12 protein-coding genes and 1 pseudogene are annotated in these 12,489 nt (G+C 67.9%); 8 read left to right on the forward strand and 5 right to left on the reverse strand.

The window, feature by feature from the left end; genetic code table 11:
* Positions 1 to 34: 34 nt before the first annotated feature.
* Positions 35 to 700: a glutathione S-transferase family protein gene (locus EJP67_RS27435; RefSeq protein WP_126024900.1), complete on the reverse strand. Its 666-nt coding sequence runs from the start codon at positions 698 to 700 to the stop codon at positions 35 to 37.
* A gap of 27 nt (positions 701 to 727) precedes the next feature.
* Positions 728 to 1,849: a 5-methyltetrahydropteroyltriglutamate--homocysteine S-methyltransferase gene (locus EJP67_RS27440; RefSeq protein WP_126024901.1), complete on the reverse strand. Its 1,122-nt coding sequence runs from the start codon at positions 1,847 to 1,849 to the stop codon at positions 728 to 730.
* Positions 1,850 to 1,999: 150 nt separating this feature from the next.
* Between EJP67_RS27440 and EJP67_RS27445 the strand changes: the two genes are divergently transcribed.
* The 8 genes from EJP67_RS27445 (at position 2,000) to EJP67_RS27480 (ending at position 9,768) form a co-directional block, all read left to right on the forward strand.
* The gene (locus EJP67_RS27445) at positions 2,000 to 3,106 is read left to right on the forward strand and encodes an aromatic ring-hydroxylating dioxygenase subunit alpha (protein ID WP_126024902.1); all 1,107 of its coding nucleotides are present in this window, start codon (positions 2,000 to 2,002) and stop codon (positions 3,104 to 3,106) included.
* A 5-nt stretch (positions 3,107 to 3,111) separates the two neighbouring features.
* A complete protein-coding gene (locus tag EJP67_RS27450) occupies positions 3,112 to 3,888 on the forward strand; it encodes a GntR family transcriptional regulator (RefSeq protein ID WP_126024956.1) in 777 nt (258 codons plus the stop codon).
* A 49-nt stretch (positions 3,889 to 3,937) separates the two neighbouring features.
* The gene (locus tag EJP67_RS27455; RefSeq protein ID WP_126024903.1) at positions 3,938 to 4,927 is read left to right on the forward strand and encodes a PDR/VanB family oxidoreductase; all 990 of its coding nucleotides are present in this window, start codon (positions 3,938 to 3,940) and stop codon (positions 4,925 to 4,927) included.
* Positions 4,928 to 5,103: 176 nt separating this feature from the next.
* A complete protein-coding gene (locus EJP67_RS27460; protein ID WP_126024904.1) occupies positions 5,104 to 6,276 on the forward strand; it encodes an ABC transporter substrate-binding protein in 1,173 nt (390 codons plus the stop codon).
* A gap of 153 nt (positions 6,277 to 6,429) precedes the next feature.
* Positions 6,430 to 7,302 (forward strand): branched-chain amino acid ABC transporter permease, encoded by an 873-nt coding sequence (locus EJP67_RS27465; RefSeq protein WP_126024905.1) that lies wholly within the window; start codon positions 6,430 to 6,432, stop codon positions 7,300 to 7,302.
* Positions 7,303 to 8,304, forward strand: coding sequence for a branched-chain amino acid ABC transporter permease (locus EJP67_RS27470; RefSeq protein ID WP_126024906.1), 1,002 nt, complete (start codon positions 7,303 to 7,305; stop codon positions 8,302 to 8,304).
* Positions 8,301 to 9,071 carry an ABC transporter ATP-binding protein gene (locus EJP67_RS27475; RefSeq protein ID WP_126024907.1) on the forward strand — a complete coding sequence of 257 codons (771 nt, stop codon included), beginning with the start codon at positions 8,301 to 8,303 and terminating at the stop codon, positions 9,069 to 9,071. The genes EJP67_RS27470 and EJP67_RS27475 overlap by 4 nt, the downstream gene beginning before the upstream one ends.
* The gene (locus EJP67_RS27480) at positions 9,064 to 9,768 is read left to right on the forward strand and encodes an ABC transporter ATP-binding protein (protein WP_126024908.1); all 705 of its coding nucleotides are present in this window, start codon (positions 9,064 to 9,066) and stop codon (positions 9,766 to 9,768) included. Before EJP67_RS27475 ends, EJP67_RS27480 begins: the two co-directional genes overlap by 8 nt.
* A gap of 16 nt (positions 9,769 to 9,784) precedes the next feature.
* Here EJP67_RS27480 and EJP67_RS27485 read toward each other — a convergent pair whose 3' ends face one another.
* The 3 genes and pseudogenes from EJP67_RS27485 to EJP67_RS27495 form a co-directional block, all read right to left on the reverse strand.
* The gene (locus EJP67_RS27485; protein WP_126024909.1) at positions 9,785 to 10,525 is read right to left on the reverse strand and encodes a DsbA family protein; all 741 of its coding nucleotides are present in this window, start codon (positions 10,523 to 10,525) and stop codon (positions 9,785 to 9,787) included.
* Positions 10,519 to 11,412: pseudogene (locus tag EJP67_RS27490) on the reverse strand (MBL fold metallo-hydrolase); the annotation flags it as partial. The gene EJP67_RS27485 and the pseudogene EJP67_RS27490, both read right to left, overlap by 7 nt.
* A 122-nt stretch (positions 11,413 to 11,534) precedes the next feature.
* Entirely contained in the window at positions 11,535 to 12,437 is a 903-nt protein-coding gene (locus EJP67_RS27495) for a LysR family transcriptional regulator (RefSeq protein WP_126024911.1), read from the reverse strand.
* Between the last annotated feature and the right edge of the window lie 52 nt (positions 12,438 to 12,489).

The following is a 12,489-nucleotide window of genomic DNA, read 5'->3' on the forward strand; positions in this document are numbered from 1 at the left end:
CCTCAGCGCCTGGCGCGGTGCCTTCAGTGTCCCTTCAGCGCTGCAGGAAGGCCGGCACGCCCCGTCCCTGCGAGGCGAGGAAGCGCATCATCGGATCGACCGACGCGCGAACCGCGGGCCGGTCGCCCACGCGCGTGCGCCATGCCAGCAGGCGCGGCGTGGCCTCGGTCATGCCCGCGCCCTTGCGGTCGGCGAACACGCAGGCCATGTAGAAGGCGATGTCGGCGAAGGAGTAGGGGCCGGCCAGGTACTCGCGCGTGGCGAGCAGGCCTTCCATCTCCTCGTAGAAGCGCGCGCAACCGGCACAGGCCGCGATCGCGGGAGCGCTCTGCATGGCCTCCTGCAGGCCGAAGAGCTTGATCACGTTCGGGAAGAAGACCTCGTCGGACTTCTGCTCCAGTTGCCGCGCACGGGCCCGATCGGCAATGCCCTCGGGCCACAGCGCGGGGCTGGGATAGCGGTCTTCCAGGTACTCGAAGATCTGCGTCGAATCGAAGAGCGAGACCTCGTCGTCGACCAGCACCGGCACCTGCTGCTTGACTGGGTTGACCCGGAGCACCTCGGGGTGCTTGGGCTCATAGTGGTCGCCTTCGATGAAGGGCACCATGATCAGTTCGAAGGGCACGCCTTTCTCGCGTGCCGCGATCTCGACCTTGGCGCCGAACATGCTGAGGGGACCTGAGTAGATGCGAGTCGTCATGTCCCCGACTTCAACAGAAACGGCGCGTCAGGTCGAGCCCCAGACCTCCTGCGCCGTCTCGACCACCAGGCGCAGCTTGTTGCGCTGCGCTTCCACCGCGATGTTGTTGCCGTGCACGGTGCTGGAAAAGCCGCACTGCGGCGACAGCGCGAGCTGGTCGAGCGAGGCGTACTTGGCGGCGTCCTCGATGCGGCGCTTGAGTTCGTCCTTGTCCTCCATCTCGCCGAACTTGGTGGTCACGAGGCCGAGCACCACCGTCTTGCCCTTGGGCAGGTAGCGCAGCGGCTTGAAGTCGCCCGAGCGGGCGTCGTCGTATTCCATGAAGTAGGCGTCGAGGTCCATTTCCTTGAGCAGCGCTTCCGCCACGGGCTCGTAGTTGCCGGCGGCGGCGTGCGTGCTCTTGAAGTTGCCGCGGCACAGGTGCATGGCCAGCAGCATGCCCGGCGGCTTCTGCGCCACCACCTTGTTGATGAAGGCGGCGTAGCGGTGCGGCAGTTCGTTGGGGTCGTCGCCGCGCTTGCGGGCGGCCTCGCGCATGTGCTCGTCGCACAGGTAGGCGAGGTTGGTGTCGTCCATCTGCACGTAGGTGCAGCCGGCGGCAGCCAGCGAGCGCAGCTCGTCGCCATAGGCCTTGGCCACGTCGTCGTAGAAGGCGGGGTCGAGCTCGGGGTAGGCGTCCTTGCTGATGCCGGCGCGGCCGCCGCGGAAGTGCAGCATGGTCGGCGAGGGGATGGTCACCTTCGGCGTGCGGCCCGCCGACACCTGGCTCTTGAGGTACTGGAAGTCGGCCAGCTGGATGTCCTTGACGTGGCGGACCTTGTCGATCACGCGCATCGCCGGCGGGGCCAGCTCCTCGGTGCCGTCGGGCTTGCGGATGGTGACCGGGATGTCGGTCTTCACGCCGCCGAGCTGGTCGAGGAAGTCGATGTGGAAATAGGTGCGGCGGAATTCGCCGTCGGTGATGCTCTTCAGGCCGATGTCTTCCTGGAACCTGACGATCTCGGTGATCGCCTTGTCCTCGACGAGGCGAAGCTGCTCGGGCGTGATTTCGCCCTTGGCATTCTGCTCACGGGCTTCGAGAAGGTACTTGGGACGCAGGAAACTGCCCACGTGGTCGTAGCGGGCAGGCAAGGCGGCGTGCTGTGACATGGATGACTCCGTCGTGATCTTTGGGAGGAACGAACGGAACATCGTAGCGCCTGAGAAACGTTAATGACTGTATACAGCGAACTCGGTGTTTACCCTCTAATTGCTCAATTTCGCTGGAAATTTCACCATTTCTGTATACATTGAGTATTCATGAAAACGCCCACGACTGCCTTCCCCCTGAACGCCTGGTATGCCGCCGCCTACGACGTCGAAGTGCGCCACGCGCTGCTGCCACGCACCATCTGCAACCAGAAAGTGGTGCTGTTCCGTCGTACCGACGGGCAGGTCGCCGTGCTCGAGGACGCCTGCTGGCACCGCCTGATGCCGCTGTCGCTGGGCCGGCTCGAAGGCGACGAGGTGGTCTGCGGCTACCACGGCCTCGTGTACAACAGCCAGGGCCGCTGCACCCACATGCCCAGCCAGGAGACGCTGAACCCCTCGGCCTGCGTGCGCAGCTTCCCGGTGGCGGAGAAGCACCGCTTCGTGTGGATCTGGCCCGGCGACCCGGCCAAGGCCGACCCGGCGCTCATCCCCGACATGCACTGGAACGACGACCCGGCCTGGGCCGGCGACGGCAAGATGATCCGGGTCCACTGCGACTACCGCCTCGTGGTCGACAACCTCATGGACCTGACGCACGAGACCTTCGTGCACGGCTCCTCCATCGGCAACCGCGAAGTGGCCGAGGCGCCCTTCGTCGCCACGCACGGCGACCGCTCTGCCACCGTCACGCGGTGGATGGAGAACATCGATCCGCCGCCGTTCTGGGGCGGCCAGATCAGGCATGCGCGCGGCTACACCGGCAAGGTCGACCGCTGGCAGATCATCCGATTCGAAGGCCCGTGCACGGTGAACATCGACGTCGGCGTGGCCGAGGCCGGCAGCGGCGCGGTGCCCTCCGACGGAAACCCGGGCGACCGCAGCAAGGGCGTCAACGGCTACGTGCTCAACACCATCACGCCCGAGACCGACAAGACCTGCCTGTACTTCTGGGCCTTCGCGCGCAACTACTGCCTGGGAGAGCAGCGCCTGACGCACGAGCTGCGCGAAGGCGTCGCCGGCATCTTCCGCGAGGACGAACTCGTGCTCGAGGCGCAGCAGAAGGCCATCGACGAGCACCCCGACCACCAGTTCTACAACCTCAACATCGACGCCGGCTCGATGTGGGCGCGCAAGCTGATCGACCGCATGGTCGAGAAGGAGAGGCCCGCGCGCGCGGCGATCCCGATCCGGCCGGCCGAGAAGGAGGCTGCGTGAGCCGTGTGAAGGTCGCGGCCGTCTCCGCTGCCGCCGAGCCCGGCGACAGCGGCAGCTCGCAGGCCGTGAAGGCACAGCTGCGGCTGCGCGAGATGATCCTCGCGGGCGAACTGCCCGGCGGCGCGCGCATCGCCGAGGTGGCGATCTCCGAGCAGCTCGGCGTGTCGCGCACGCCGGTGCGCACCGCGCTGATGCGGCTCGAACAGGAAGGCCTGCTCGAGGCGCTGCCCAACGGCGGCTATGCGGTGCGCACCTTCTCGGAGCGTGACGTGGCCGACGCCATCGAACTGCGCGGCACGCTCGAAGGCCTGGTGGCCCGGCTCGCGGCCGAGCGCGGCGCCGCGCCGGTGGTGCTGCGCGAGGCGCGCGCCTGCCTGCAGCGCATCGACGAGCTGCTGCGCGAGCCCGCGCTCGACGACGCCGCCTTCTCGCGCTACGTGACGCACAACGAGCGCTTCCACGCGCTGCTGTGCGAGATGGCGGCCAGCCCCGTCATCGCGCAGCAGCTGGAGCGCGTGATCAACCTGCCTTTCGCCTCGCCCTCGGGCTTCGTCGTGGTGCAGGCCAATTCGCCGGCCGCGCGCGACATGCTCGTGGTAGCGCAGGACCAGCACGTGCAGGTGCTCGATGCCATCGAGTCCGGCGAGGGCTCGCGCGCCGAGGCGCTGATGCGCGAACACAGCCGCATCGCGCGGCGCAACCTGCGCGAAGCGTTGCACGGCACGCCCACCGCCGAGCAGCGTCCGCTGCCGGGCGTGCAGCTGATCCGCCGGCGCGGCTGATTTCCCTTCCTATTCCTGCTTCTTTCTTTTTCTCCCTTGGTGTTCCCCGATGAAAAGCGATCTTCAATGGATGCAGGCGCAGGTCGTCGCTCTGCGCGACGTGACGCCCACCGTGCGCGAGTTCGAACTGCGCCCCGAGAGCGGATTCGCCGCGCCCCATGAACCCGGCGCCCACCTCCAGGTGCAGGTGCTCACGGCGCAGGGCAGGGTGCAGACGCGCTCCTACTCGCTGGTGGGCGAGGGCGACGGCCGCTGCTGGCGCATCGCCGTCAAGCGTCTGGACGACGGCCGCGGAGGCTCGCTCGCGATGTGGCGGCTCGCGGTGGGCGACCGCCTGCAGGTGAGCGCGCCGCAGAACCACTTTCCGCTCGACCTGTCGGCCCCGGGCTACCTGCTGGTGGCCGGCGGCATCGGCATCACCCCGCTGGTGCTGATGGCGCAGCGGCTGGCCGCGCATGCGAAGCGCACCGGCGTGCCGGTGAAGATGCTCTACGGCGCTCGCAACGCCGACGAGTTCGGCTACCTCCCGCACCTGCGCGAGGCGCTGGGAGACGAAGGCGTCGAAGCCCACGAGGGTGCAGCACCCATCGACTTCGCAGCCGCCATCGCCGCGCTGCCGCCCGGCGCCCAGCTCTACACCTGCGGCCCGGTGCCGATGCTCGAGGCCCTCAAGCGCGCCTGGCAGGCGGCGGGCCGTCCCATCGCCGACCTGCGTTTCGAGACCTTCGGCAGCAGCGGCCGGCTGGCCACGCAGTCCTTCGAGGTGCGCATTCCGCGCCACGACCTGACCATCACCGTGCCTGCCGACTGCACGCTGCTCGATGCGCTCGATGCGGCGGGCGTACAGACGCTCTCGGACTGCAGGCGCGGCGAATGCGGCCTGTGCGCCATGGACGTGATCGCCGTCGACGGCGAGGTCGACCACCGCGACGTGTTCCTCAGCGAGCACGAGAAAAAATCGACCACCCGCATCTGCGCCTGCGTGTCGCGCGCCGTGGGCACGCTCACCCTCGATTCCGCCTACCGCGCCGACAGCTGATGCAAGCGGCCCGTGACGGGCCGAAGACTGCCTTGCGCGATGATCGCGCAGTTCATTTGTCAATCGCGCAACAAAGGTCAGCGACTGTGGCCGGCTAGGTGATTGCCTGCTGCGCCGGATGTTGCAAAGTGTTGAAAATAGCCCCGGTTCGCGTTCCGCCCCTCTAAGGAAAACACATGCAAAGACGCCATCTCATCCAGACCGCCGCCCTGTCGGCTCTTGCACTTTCGATGTCGCTGGCCAGTGCCCAGGACAACAAGTTCAAGATCGGCCTGATCCTTCCGATGACGGGCCAGTCGGCCTCCACGGGCCGCCAGATCGAAGCCGCCGCGCGCCTGTACATGGCCCAGAACGGCGACACCGTGGCCGGCAAGAAGGTGGAGCTCATCGTCAAGGACGACACCGGCCTGCCCGACGTGACCAAGCGCCTGGCTCAGGAGCTGGTGGTGAACGACAAGGTCAACGTGCTGGCCGGCTTCGGCCTGACGCCCCTGGCACTCGCCGTGGCGCCCATCGCCACCCAGTCGAAGACGCCCGAAGTCGTGATGGCCGCCGCCACGTCGAGCATCACCGAGGCATCGCCCTACATCGTCCGTTCGAGCTTCACGCTGCCGCAGGTGTCGGTGGCCATGGGCGACTGGGCGCCGAAGAACGGCGTGAAGACCGTGGTGACGCTGGTGGCCGACTACGGCCCCGGCAACGACGCCGAGAAGTTCTTCACCGAGCGCTTCCAGCTCAACGGCGGCAAGGTGCTCGACAAGCTGCGCGTGCCGCTGCGCAACCCCGACTTCGCTCCCTTCCTGCAGAAGGTGCGCGACGTGAAGCCCGACGCGCTCTTCGTCTTCGTGCCCTCGGGCGCCGGCGCCGCGGTGATGAAGCAGTTCCTGGAGCGCGGCATGGACAAGGCCGGCATCCGCATGATCGCCACCGGCGACGTGACCGACGACGACCAGCTCAACGACATGGGCGACGGCGCGCTGGGCGTGGTCACCTCGCACCACTACTCGGCCGCGCACCCCTCGGCGCTGAACAGGAAGTTCGTCGAGGCCTTCGAGAAGGCCAACCCCAAGATGCGTCCCAACTTCATGGCCGTGGGCGGCTATGACGGCATGCGCGTCATCTATGAAGCGCTCAAGGCCACCAAGGGCCAGGGCGGCGGCGAGGCGCTGCTGGCGGCCATGAAGGGCCAGGTCTTCGAGAGCCCGCGCGGCCAGGTGCTGATCGACGCGCAGACCCGCGACATCGTGCAGGACGTGTACCTGCGCAAGGTCGAGAAGAAGGACGGGCAGCTCTACAACGTCGAATTCGACGTGATCAAGGGCGTCAAGGACCCGGGCAAAGCCAAGTAATACGGGATCGGGCAGCCGAACGCAGAAGTCGCGAAGGTTCCGCGAAAGTCGCAGAAGGAAACCAAAGATGGTTTTCTCTGCGACTTTCGCGTAGTTTTTGTCTTCCTTCTGCGTTCGGCTGTGCGCTTTCGCGACTGCATCGAAGACCCTCGCATGCTCACCATTCTTTTCGACGGCATCGCCTACGGCATGCTGCTGTTCGTGCTCGCCGTCGGCCTGGCCGTGACGCTGGGGCTGATGAACTTCATCAACCTCGCGCACGGCGCCTTCGCCATGGCGGGCGGTTATCTCACGGTGTTCGCCATGCAGAAGCTGGGCGTGCCATTCCTGGCGTGCCTGCCGCTCGCTTTCATCGTCGTCGCGCTGGCCGGCGCGGTGCTGGAGCGCACGCTCTACCGCCCGATGTACGGCAAGCCGCACCTCGACCAGGTGCTGTTCTCCATCGGCCTGGCCTTCATGGCGGTGGCGGCGGTCGATTACTTCGTGGGCTCGTCGCAGCAGAACGTGCAGCTGCCCGAATGGCTGCGCGGCCGCACCGAGATCGGCGACGGCGCGCTGCTGCTGGGCATGGGGCACTACCGGCTCTTCATCATCGGCGTGTGCGCGGTGCTCACGGTGGTGCTGCAGCTCATTCTTTCGAAGACGCGCTTCGGCAGCCGGCTGCGCGCGGCGGTCGACGACCCGCGCGTGGCGGCGGGGCTGGGCATCAACGTGAACGTCGTGTTCCTGCTGACCTTCGCGGTGGGCTCGGGCCTGGCGGGGCTGGGCGGCGCGCTGGGCGCGGAGATTCTGGGGCTCGACCCGACCTTCCCGCTCAAGTACATGATCTATTTCCTGATCGTGGTGTCCGTTGGCGGCACCTCGTCGATCACCGGGCCGCTCGCGGCGGCGCTGCTGCTGGGCATCGCCGACGTGGCGGGCAAGTACTTCATTCCGAAGATGGGCGCGTTCACCGTCTACCTGCTGATGATCCTGATCCTGATGTGGCGCCCGCAAGGCCTCTTCACGCGCAAGGGAGGACGCTGAATGAGCACGCCTCTTCCCGTCGTCGCCGATTTCCAGTCGGCCCTGCTGCGCAAGGCGCGCTGGCGCCCGCTCGAATTCGTGGTCTGGGCCGCGGCCTTCGCGCTGCCGCTGGTGATGCCCTCGCACTCGCTGCTGGTCAACGAGATCGCCATCGTCGCGCTGTTCGCGATGTCGCTCGACCTGATCCTGGGCTACACCGGCATCGTGTCGCTGGGCCATGCCGCCTTCTTCGGCTTCGGCGCCTATGCCGCGGCGCTGTTCGCCAAGCTTGTGATGCCCGACCCGACCGTGGGCCTGCTCTTCGCAACCGTGCTGGCCGCGCTGCTGGGCATGGTGGCGAGCGTGACGATCCTGCGCGGCAGCGACCTCACGCGGCTGATGGTCACGCTGGGCACGGCGCTGCTGCTGCTCGAACTCGCCAACAAGCTCGACTGGCTCACCGGCGGCGCCGACGGTCTGCAGGGCGTGGTGATGGGGCCGGTGCTCGGCATGTTCGAGTTCGACCTCTACGGCCGCACGGCCGCCTGGTATTCGCTGGCGGTGATGCTGGTGCTGTTCCTGCTCATGCGCCGCCTCGTGCATTCGCCCTTCGGCGCCACGCTCAAGGCGATCCGCGACAACCGGCTGCGTGCCATGGCCATCGGCATTCCGGTGGTGTCGCGGCTGGTGGTGATCTACACCGTGGCGGCCGGCATCGCCGGCGCGGCCGGCGCACTGCTCGCGCAGACCACCGGCTTCGCCTCGCTCGACGTGCTGGCCTTCGACCGTTCGGCCGACGTGCTGCTGATGCTGGTCATCGGCGGCGTGGGCTGGCTCTATGGCGGCGTGGCGGGCGCCATCGTCTTCAAGCTGCTGCAGACCTGGCTCTCGGCCGTGACGCCGCAATACTGGATGTTCTGGATCGGCCTGATCCTGGTGCTGCTGGTGCTGGTCGGGCGCGACCGGCTGCTCAAGCCCTGGACCTGGATCGGCGCAGGCGGCAAGAAAGGCGGTGCGGCATGAGCGAAACCGTGCTTTCCACTCACGGCCTGGTGATGCGCTTCGGCGGCATCACCGCCACCAACAACGTGTCGATGGAACTCAGGCGCGGCGCGCGCCATGCGCTCATCGGCCCCAACGGCGCGGGCAAGACCACGCTCATCAACCAGCTCACCGGCGTGCTCACGCCCACCGAGGGCCGCATCACGCTGATGGGCGAGGACATCACCTCGCTCGCGCCGCACAAGCGCGTGGCGCGCGGGCTGGTGCGCACCTTCCAGATCAACCAGCTCTTCGACTCCATGACGCCGCTCGAAACGCTCGCGCTGGTGGTGTCGCAGCACCAGGGCGCGGGCGCGCAATGGTGGAAGCCGCTGGGCTCGAGCAAGGCCATCGCCGAGCGCGCGGCTCAACTGCTGGAGCAGTTCCACCTGAGCGACGTGGCACAGCAGCAGGTGAAGCACCTGGCCTACGGCAAGCGCCGCCTGCTCGAAATCGCGATCGCGCTGGCGTGCGAGCCGCGCGTGCTGCTGCTGGACGAGCCGGTGGCGGGCGTGCCCGCCGGCGAGCGCGAGGAGTTGCTGCAGACCGTGGCCGCGCTGCCGGCCGACGTGTCGGTGCTGCTGATCGAGCACGACATGGACCTGGTGTTCAGCTTCGCCGACCGCATGACGGTGCTGGTCAACGGCACCCTGCTGACCGAGGGCGACCCCGAGACCATCGCCAACGATCCGAAGGTGAAGGAGGTCTATCTGGGCCATGGCACGGCAACGGAGGCGGCACATGTCTGAGCTGCTGAGAATAGAAAACCTGAGCGCGGGCTACGGCGAGGCCGTGGTGCTGCACGACGTGGCCTTCACGCTCGGCGAGGGCCAGACGCTGGCGCTGCTCGGACGCAACGGCACGGGCAAGACCACGCTGATCAACACGCTCGCGGGCGCGACGCGCCAGCACGGGGGCAGCATCACGCTGGGCGGGCAGGCGCTGCACAAGCTCGCGCCGCACCAGCGCGCGGCGGCCGGCATCGGCTGGGTGCCGCAGGAGCGCAACATCTTCAAGTCGCTCACCGTGCACGAGAACCTCACGGCGGTGGAGCGGCCCGGCAAGTGGACGCCCCAGCGCGTGTACGAGATGTTCCCGCGCCTCGCCGAGCGCAAGACCAACCTGGGCACGCAGCTCTCGGGCGGCGAGCAGCAGATGCTGGCCGTGGGCCGCGCGCTGGTGCTCAACCCCGGGCTGCTGCTGCTCGACGAGCCGCTCGAAGGGCTGGCGCCGATCATCGTGGAAGAGCTGCTGCGCGCCATCCGCCGCATCACGCAGGACGAAGGCCTGTCCGCGATCATCGTGGAGCAGCACCCGCAGGCGATCCTCGCGATTTCCGACGAGGCGGTGGTGCTCGATCACGGCACCATCGTGCACACGGACAGTGCCGCTTCGCTGCGCTCCCAGCCGCAGGTACTCGACCGGCTGCTGGGCGTGGCGAGATAGCCGGAAGCTTTTTCTCTCAGATGGCGCAGCCATCGGGCCCGCAGGCCGGCGCCGAGGCGTCCGTGGCTGCCGGGGCCGGCTTCGATGCCCCGGCCACGTTCGCAAGCTGCGCCTTCCAATCGTCCGCACGACCGAGCCAGGGACCGATGTCGACGCGGCCGGCGCTGCCGTCGGGCTGCACCAGCACGAAGGTGGGAAAGCCCTGGCCGCCCGCGCGCTGCAGGAATTGGCGGCTCTCGGCGATGTGGCGCGAGGTGGCTTCCCCCGACTGGCGCTCGAAAGCCGATGCGAAGGCCTGTGCGTCGAAGCCGAGTTCGGCGGCGATCGCCTTCAGCACTTTCACATCGGCGATGCGGCGGCCATCGACGTAGTGCGCGCGCTGCAGGGCGTGGATCATGTCCAGCCCGCCGCCCGGGCGCAGCGACTCGGCCGCGAGGACGGCGGTGGTCGGCGGCTCGGAATCCATCACCGCGCCGGTGTCGCGCAGCAGTCCCTCGAAGTAGCGCTCGCCGAAGGGCTGGCCGGTCATCTCGGCGATGCGGTGGTCGTGCGGCAGCACGTATTCGCGCCACTGCGGCGTGATCGGCCGGCGGTTGGCGCCGGTCATCATGCCGCCGCCGTGGAACTCGACCTTCAGGCCCGGCACCTCGCGCGCCGCATCGACCAGCGGCGCGGCGGCATAGCACCAGCCGCACAGCGGGTCGAAGATGTAGTGCAGCGTCGCGCCTGCGCCTTGTGCGTCGTTCACTGCGGCCATTTCATTTCTCCCTTGATGACCTTCGCGCCGAGTTCCAGCGAGGAGGCGTCTTCCAGCTTCGGGTAGCGCTTCTTCATCGCGGCGATGAGCGCGCCCGAGTCCTTGGCCTTGGCGGCTTCGACTTCGAAGGCCTTCAGGTAATCGCGCGTGAACTTCACCGAAGCGAGCGAGTAGGGCGCGCTGCCGTTCGCGTTCGGCAGGTAGTGGCCGGGCACCACGGTCTTCGGGTGCAGCGCCTCGATGCGGCCCAGCGTCCTGATCCAGTCGCGGCGCGACTCGGGCGTCTGCGTGTCGGCCACCCACACGTGGATGTTTGCCGAGACGGGGATGCCGCCGACCACCGCCTTCAGCGAGGGAATCCAAGCGAAGCTGCGTTCGGGCGTGGGGCCGTCGAGGCCTACGACCTGGATCTTGCGGCCCTCCAGCTCGATGCTGTCGCCGGCCAGCGGCTGCGGCACCACCAGTGCCTTGGGCGCGTTGTCCTTCAGGACCGGGCCCCAGTGCGCGAGCTTGCCGTCCTTGGAGGCCTGGATGGCGGCCACGGTCTGCGGCGTGGCGACGATCTTCGCGTCGGGGAAGGCGGCCTGGATCACGTCGAGGCCGAAGTAGTAGTCGGGGTCGCTGTGGCTGATGTAGACCGTGGTGAGCTTCTTGCCCGTGGCCTTGATCTTCTGCACCAGCGCCTCGGCGTCGTTGCGCTGGAACTGGGCGTCGATGAGCACCGCGTCGGTCTGGCCGGTGACGATCTCGGAGGAGACGGGGAACATCGACTTCGCGCCGGGGTTGTACACCTCGAGCTTGAGCGGCTGGGCGGCCTGGGCGGCGAGCGGCGCGGCGAGACCGAAGGTGACGGCGAGGGCGGAGGAGAGGAGGGCTCTGCGGAACATGAAAACGGACTTTCTATGCGTGTGTGGATGGGTGACAGCGCTGAATGCCTTGAATATTAGGTTGCGCGAATCGAAACAAAAACCCGACGATCCACAACGAATAGTTTCCTAATTCGGTCGAATCAGTCCGTGGCACGGCGTTCCAGATGCGCCACCAGCAGCTGCGCAGAGGGCGACAGTTCCGTGTCGCCCCGGAAGCAGATCGCGAAGCGCCGCCGCGCCCAGGCGTCGGTCAGCGGCATCAGCCGCAGCCCGAAGGCTTCGGCGAAGGGCCGCGCCACTTCGGCCGGCACCACGCTGATCGCCAACCCGGCGCGCACCACGCGCAGCGCAGCGTCGAAGTTGGACACCAGCACCCGGTAGACCAGCGGCTTGCCCGCCACCGCCGCCTCGCGCGCCAGCATCAATTGCACGGCGCTCAGCGCCGGCATGCCGACGAATTCGTGGTCCAGCACCTGCTCGAAGCGCACGCTCTCGCGCTGCGCAACCGGGTGGGAGGGATGCGCCACGATGGCGAGGTGGTCGCAGCGGTAGTCGCGACGCTCCAGGCCCTCGAGGTCGGCCGCGTCCCAGCACAGGCCGATGGAGGCGCTGCCCTCGCGAATGCCGCGCACGATCTCGGGGCTCACGCGCTCTTCCATGTCCACGCGGATGTTGCGGTGCGCCGGGTCCTGCAGGAAGTCGGCCACGTCCTCGGCCAGCGACTCGGCCATGACCGATGCCGAGGCGAGGATGCGCACGTGCCCGCGCACGCCGCCCGCATACGCCGCCATGTCGCGCTCGATGCGGTTCACGCTGCCGAGCATCGCGCGGGCGTGCTCCAGCAGCGTCTCCCCGGCAGGCGTGGGCACCACGCCCCGGCGCTTGCGCAGCAGCAGCGGCGTGCCGACGGTTTCCTCCAGCTGGGCCAGCCGCTTGCTGATGGCCGAGCCGACGATGGCGGCCTGTTCGCCGGCGCGCGCGATGCTGCGCGTTTCGCAAACGGCCACGAAGAGCCGCAGGGTGGTCAGGTCGAGGTCTCTCATGATGTTCCGTTCTGGAATCGGATGGCTTCCAAAATATACCTTCTGGATCGAA

The organism is Variovorax guangxiensis, from assembly GCF_003952165.1.
Lineage (GTDB): Bacteria > Pseudomonadota > Gammaproteobacteria > Burkholderiales > Burkholderiaceae_C > Variovorax > Variovorax guangxiensis.

Excerpts from the sequence above, each read along its gene's own strand:
- EJP67_RS27435 (WP_126024900.1), bottom strand. The coding sequence starts at position 700 with ATGACGACTCGCATCTACTCAGGTCCCCTCAGCATGTTCGGCGCCAAG.
- EJP67_RS27440 (WP_126024901.1), bottom strand. The coding sequence starts at position 1,849 with ATGTCACAGCACGCCGCCTTGCCTGCCCGCTACGACCACGTGGGCAGT.
- EJP67_RS27445 (WP_126024902.1), top strand. The coding sequence starts at position 2,000 with ATGAAAACGCCCACGACTGCCTTCCCCCTGAACGCCTGGTATGCCGCC.
- EJP67_RS27455 (WP_126024903.1), top strand. The coding sequence starts at position 3,938 with ATGAAAAGCGATCTTCAATGGATGCAGGCGCAGGTCGTCGCTCTGCGC.
- EJP67_RS27460 (WP_126024904.1), top strand. The coding sequence starts at position 5,104 with ATGCAAAGACGCCATCTCATCCAGACCGCCGCCCTGTCGGCTCTTGCA.
- EJP67_RS27465 (WP_126024905.1), top strand. The coding sequence starts at position 6,430 with ATGCTCACCATTCTTTTCGACGGCATCGCCTACGGCATGCTGCTGTTC.
- EJP67_RS27470 (WP_126024906.1), top strand. The coding sequence starts at position 7,303 with ATGAGCACGCCTCTTCCCGTCGTCGCCGATTTCCAGTCGGCCCTGCTG.
- EJP67_RS27475 (WP_126024907.1), top strand. The coding sequence starts at position 8,301 with ATGAGCGAAACCGTGCTTTCCACTCACGGCCTGGTGATGCGCTTCGGC.
- EJP67_RS27480 (WP_126024908.1), top strand. The coding sequence starts at position 9,064 with ATGTCTGAGCTGCTGAGAATAGAAAACCTGAGCGCGGGCTACGGCGAG.
- EJP67_RS27485 (WP_126024909.1), bottom strand. The coding sequence starts at position 10,525 with ATGGCCGCAGTGAACGACGCACAAGGCGCAGGCGCGACGCTGCACTAC.
- EJP67_RS27495 (WP_126024911.1), bottom strand. The coding sequence starts at position 12,437 with ATGAGAGACCTCGACCTGACCACCCTGCGGCTCTTCGTGGCCGTTTGC.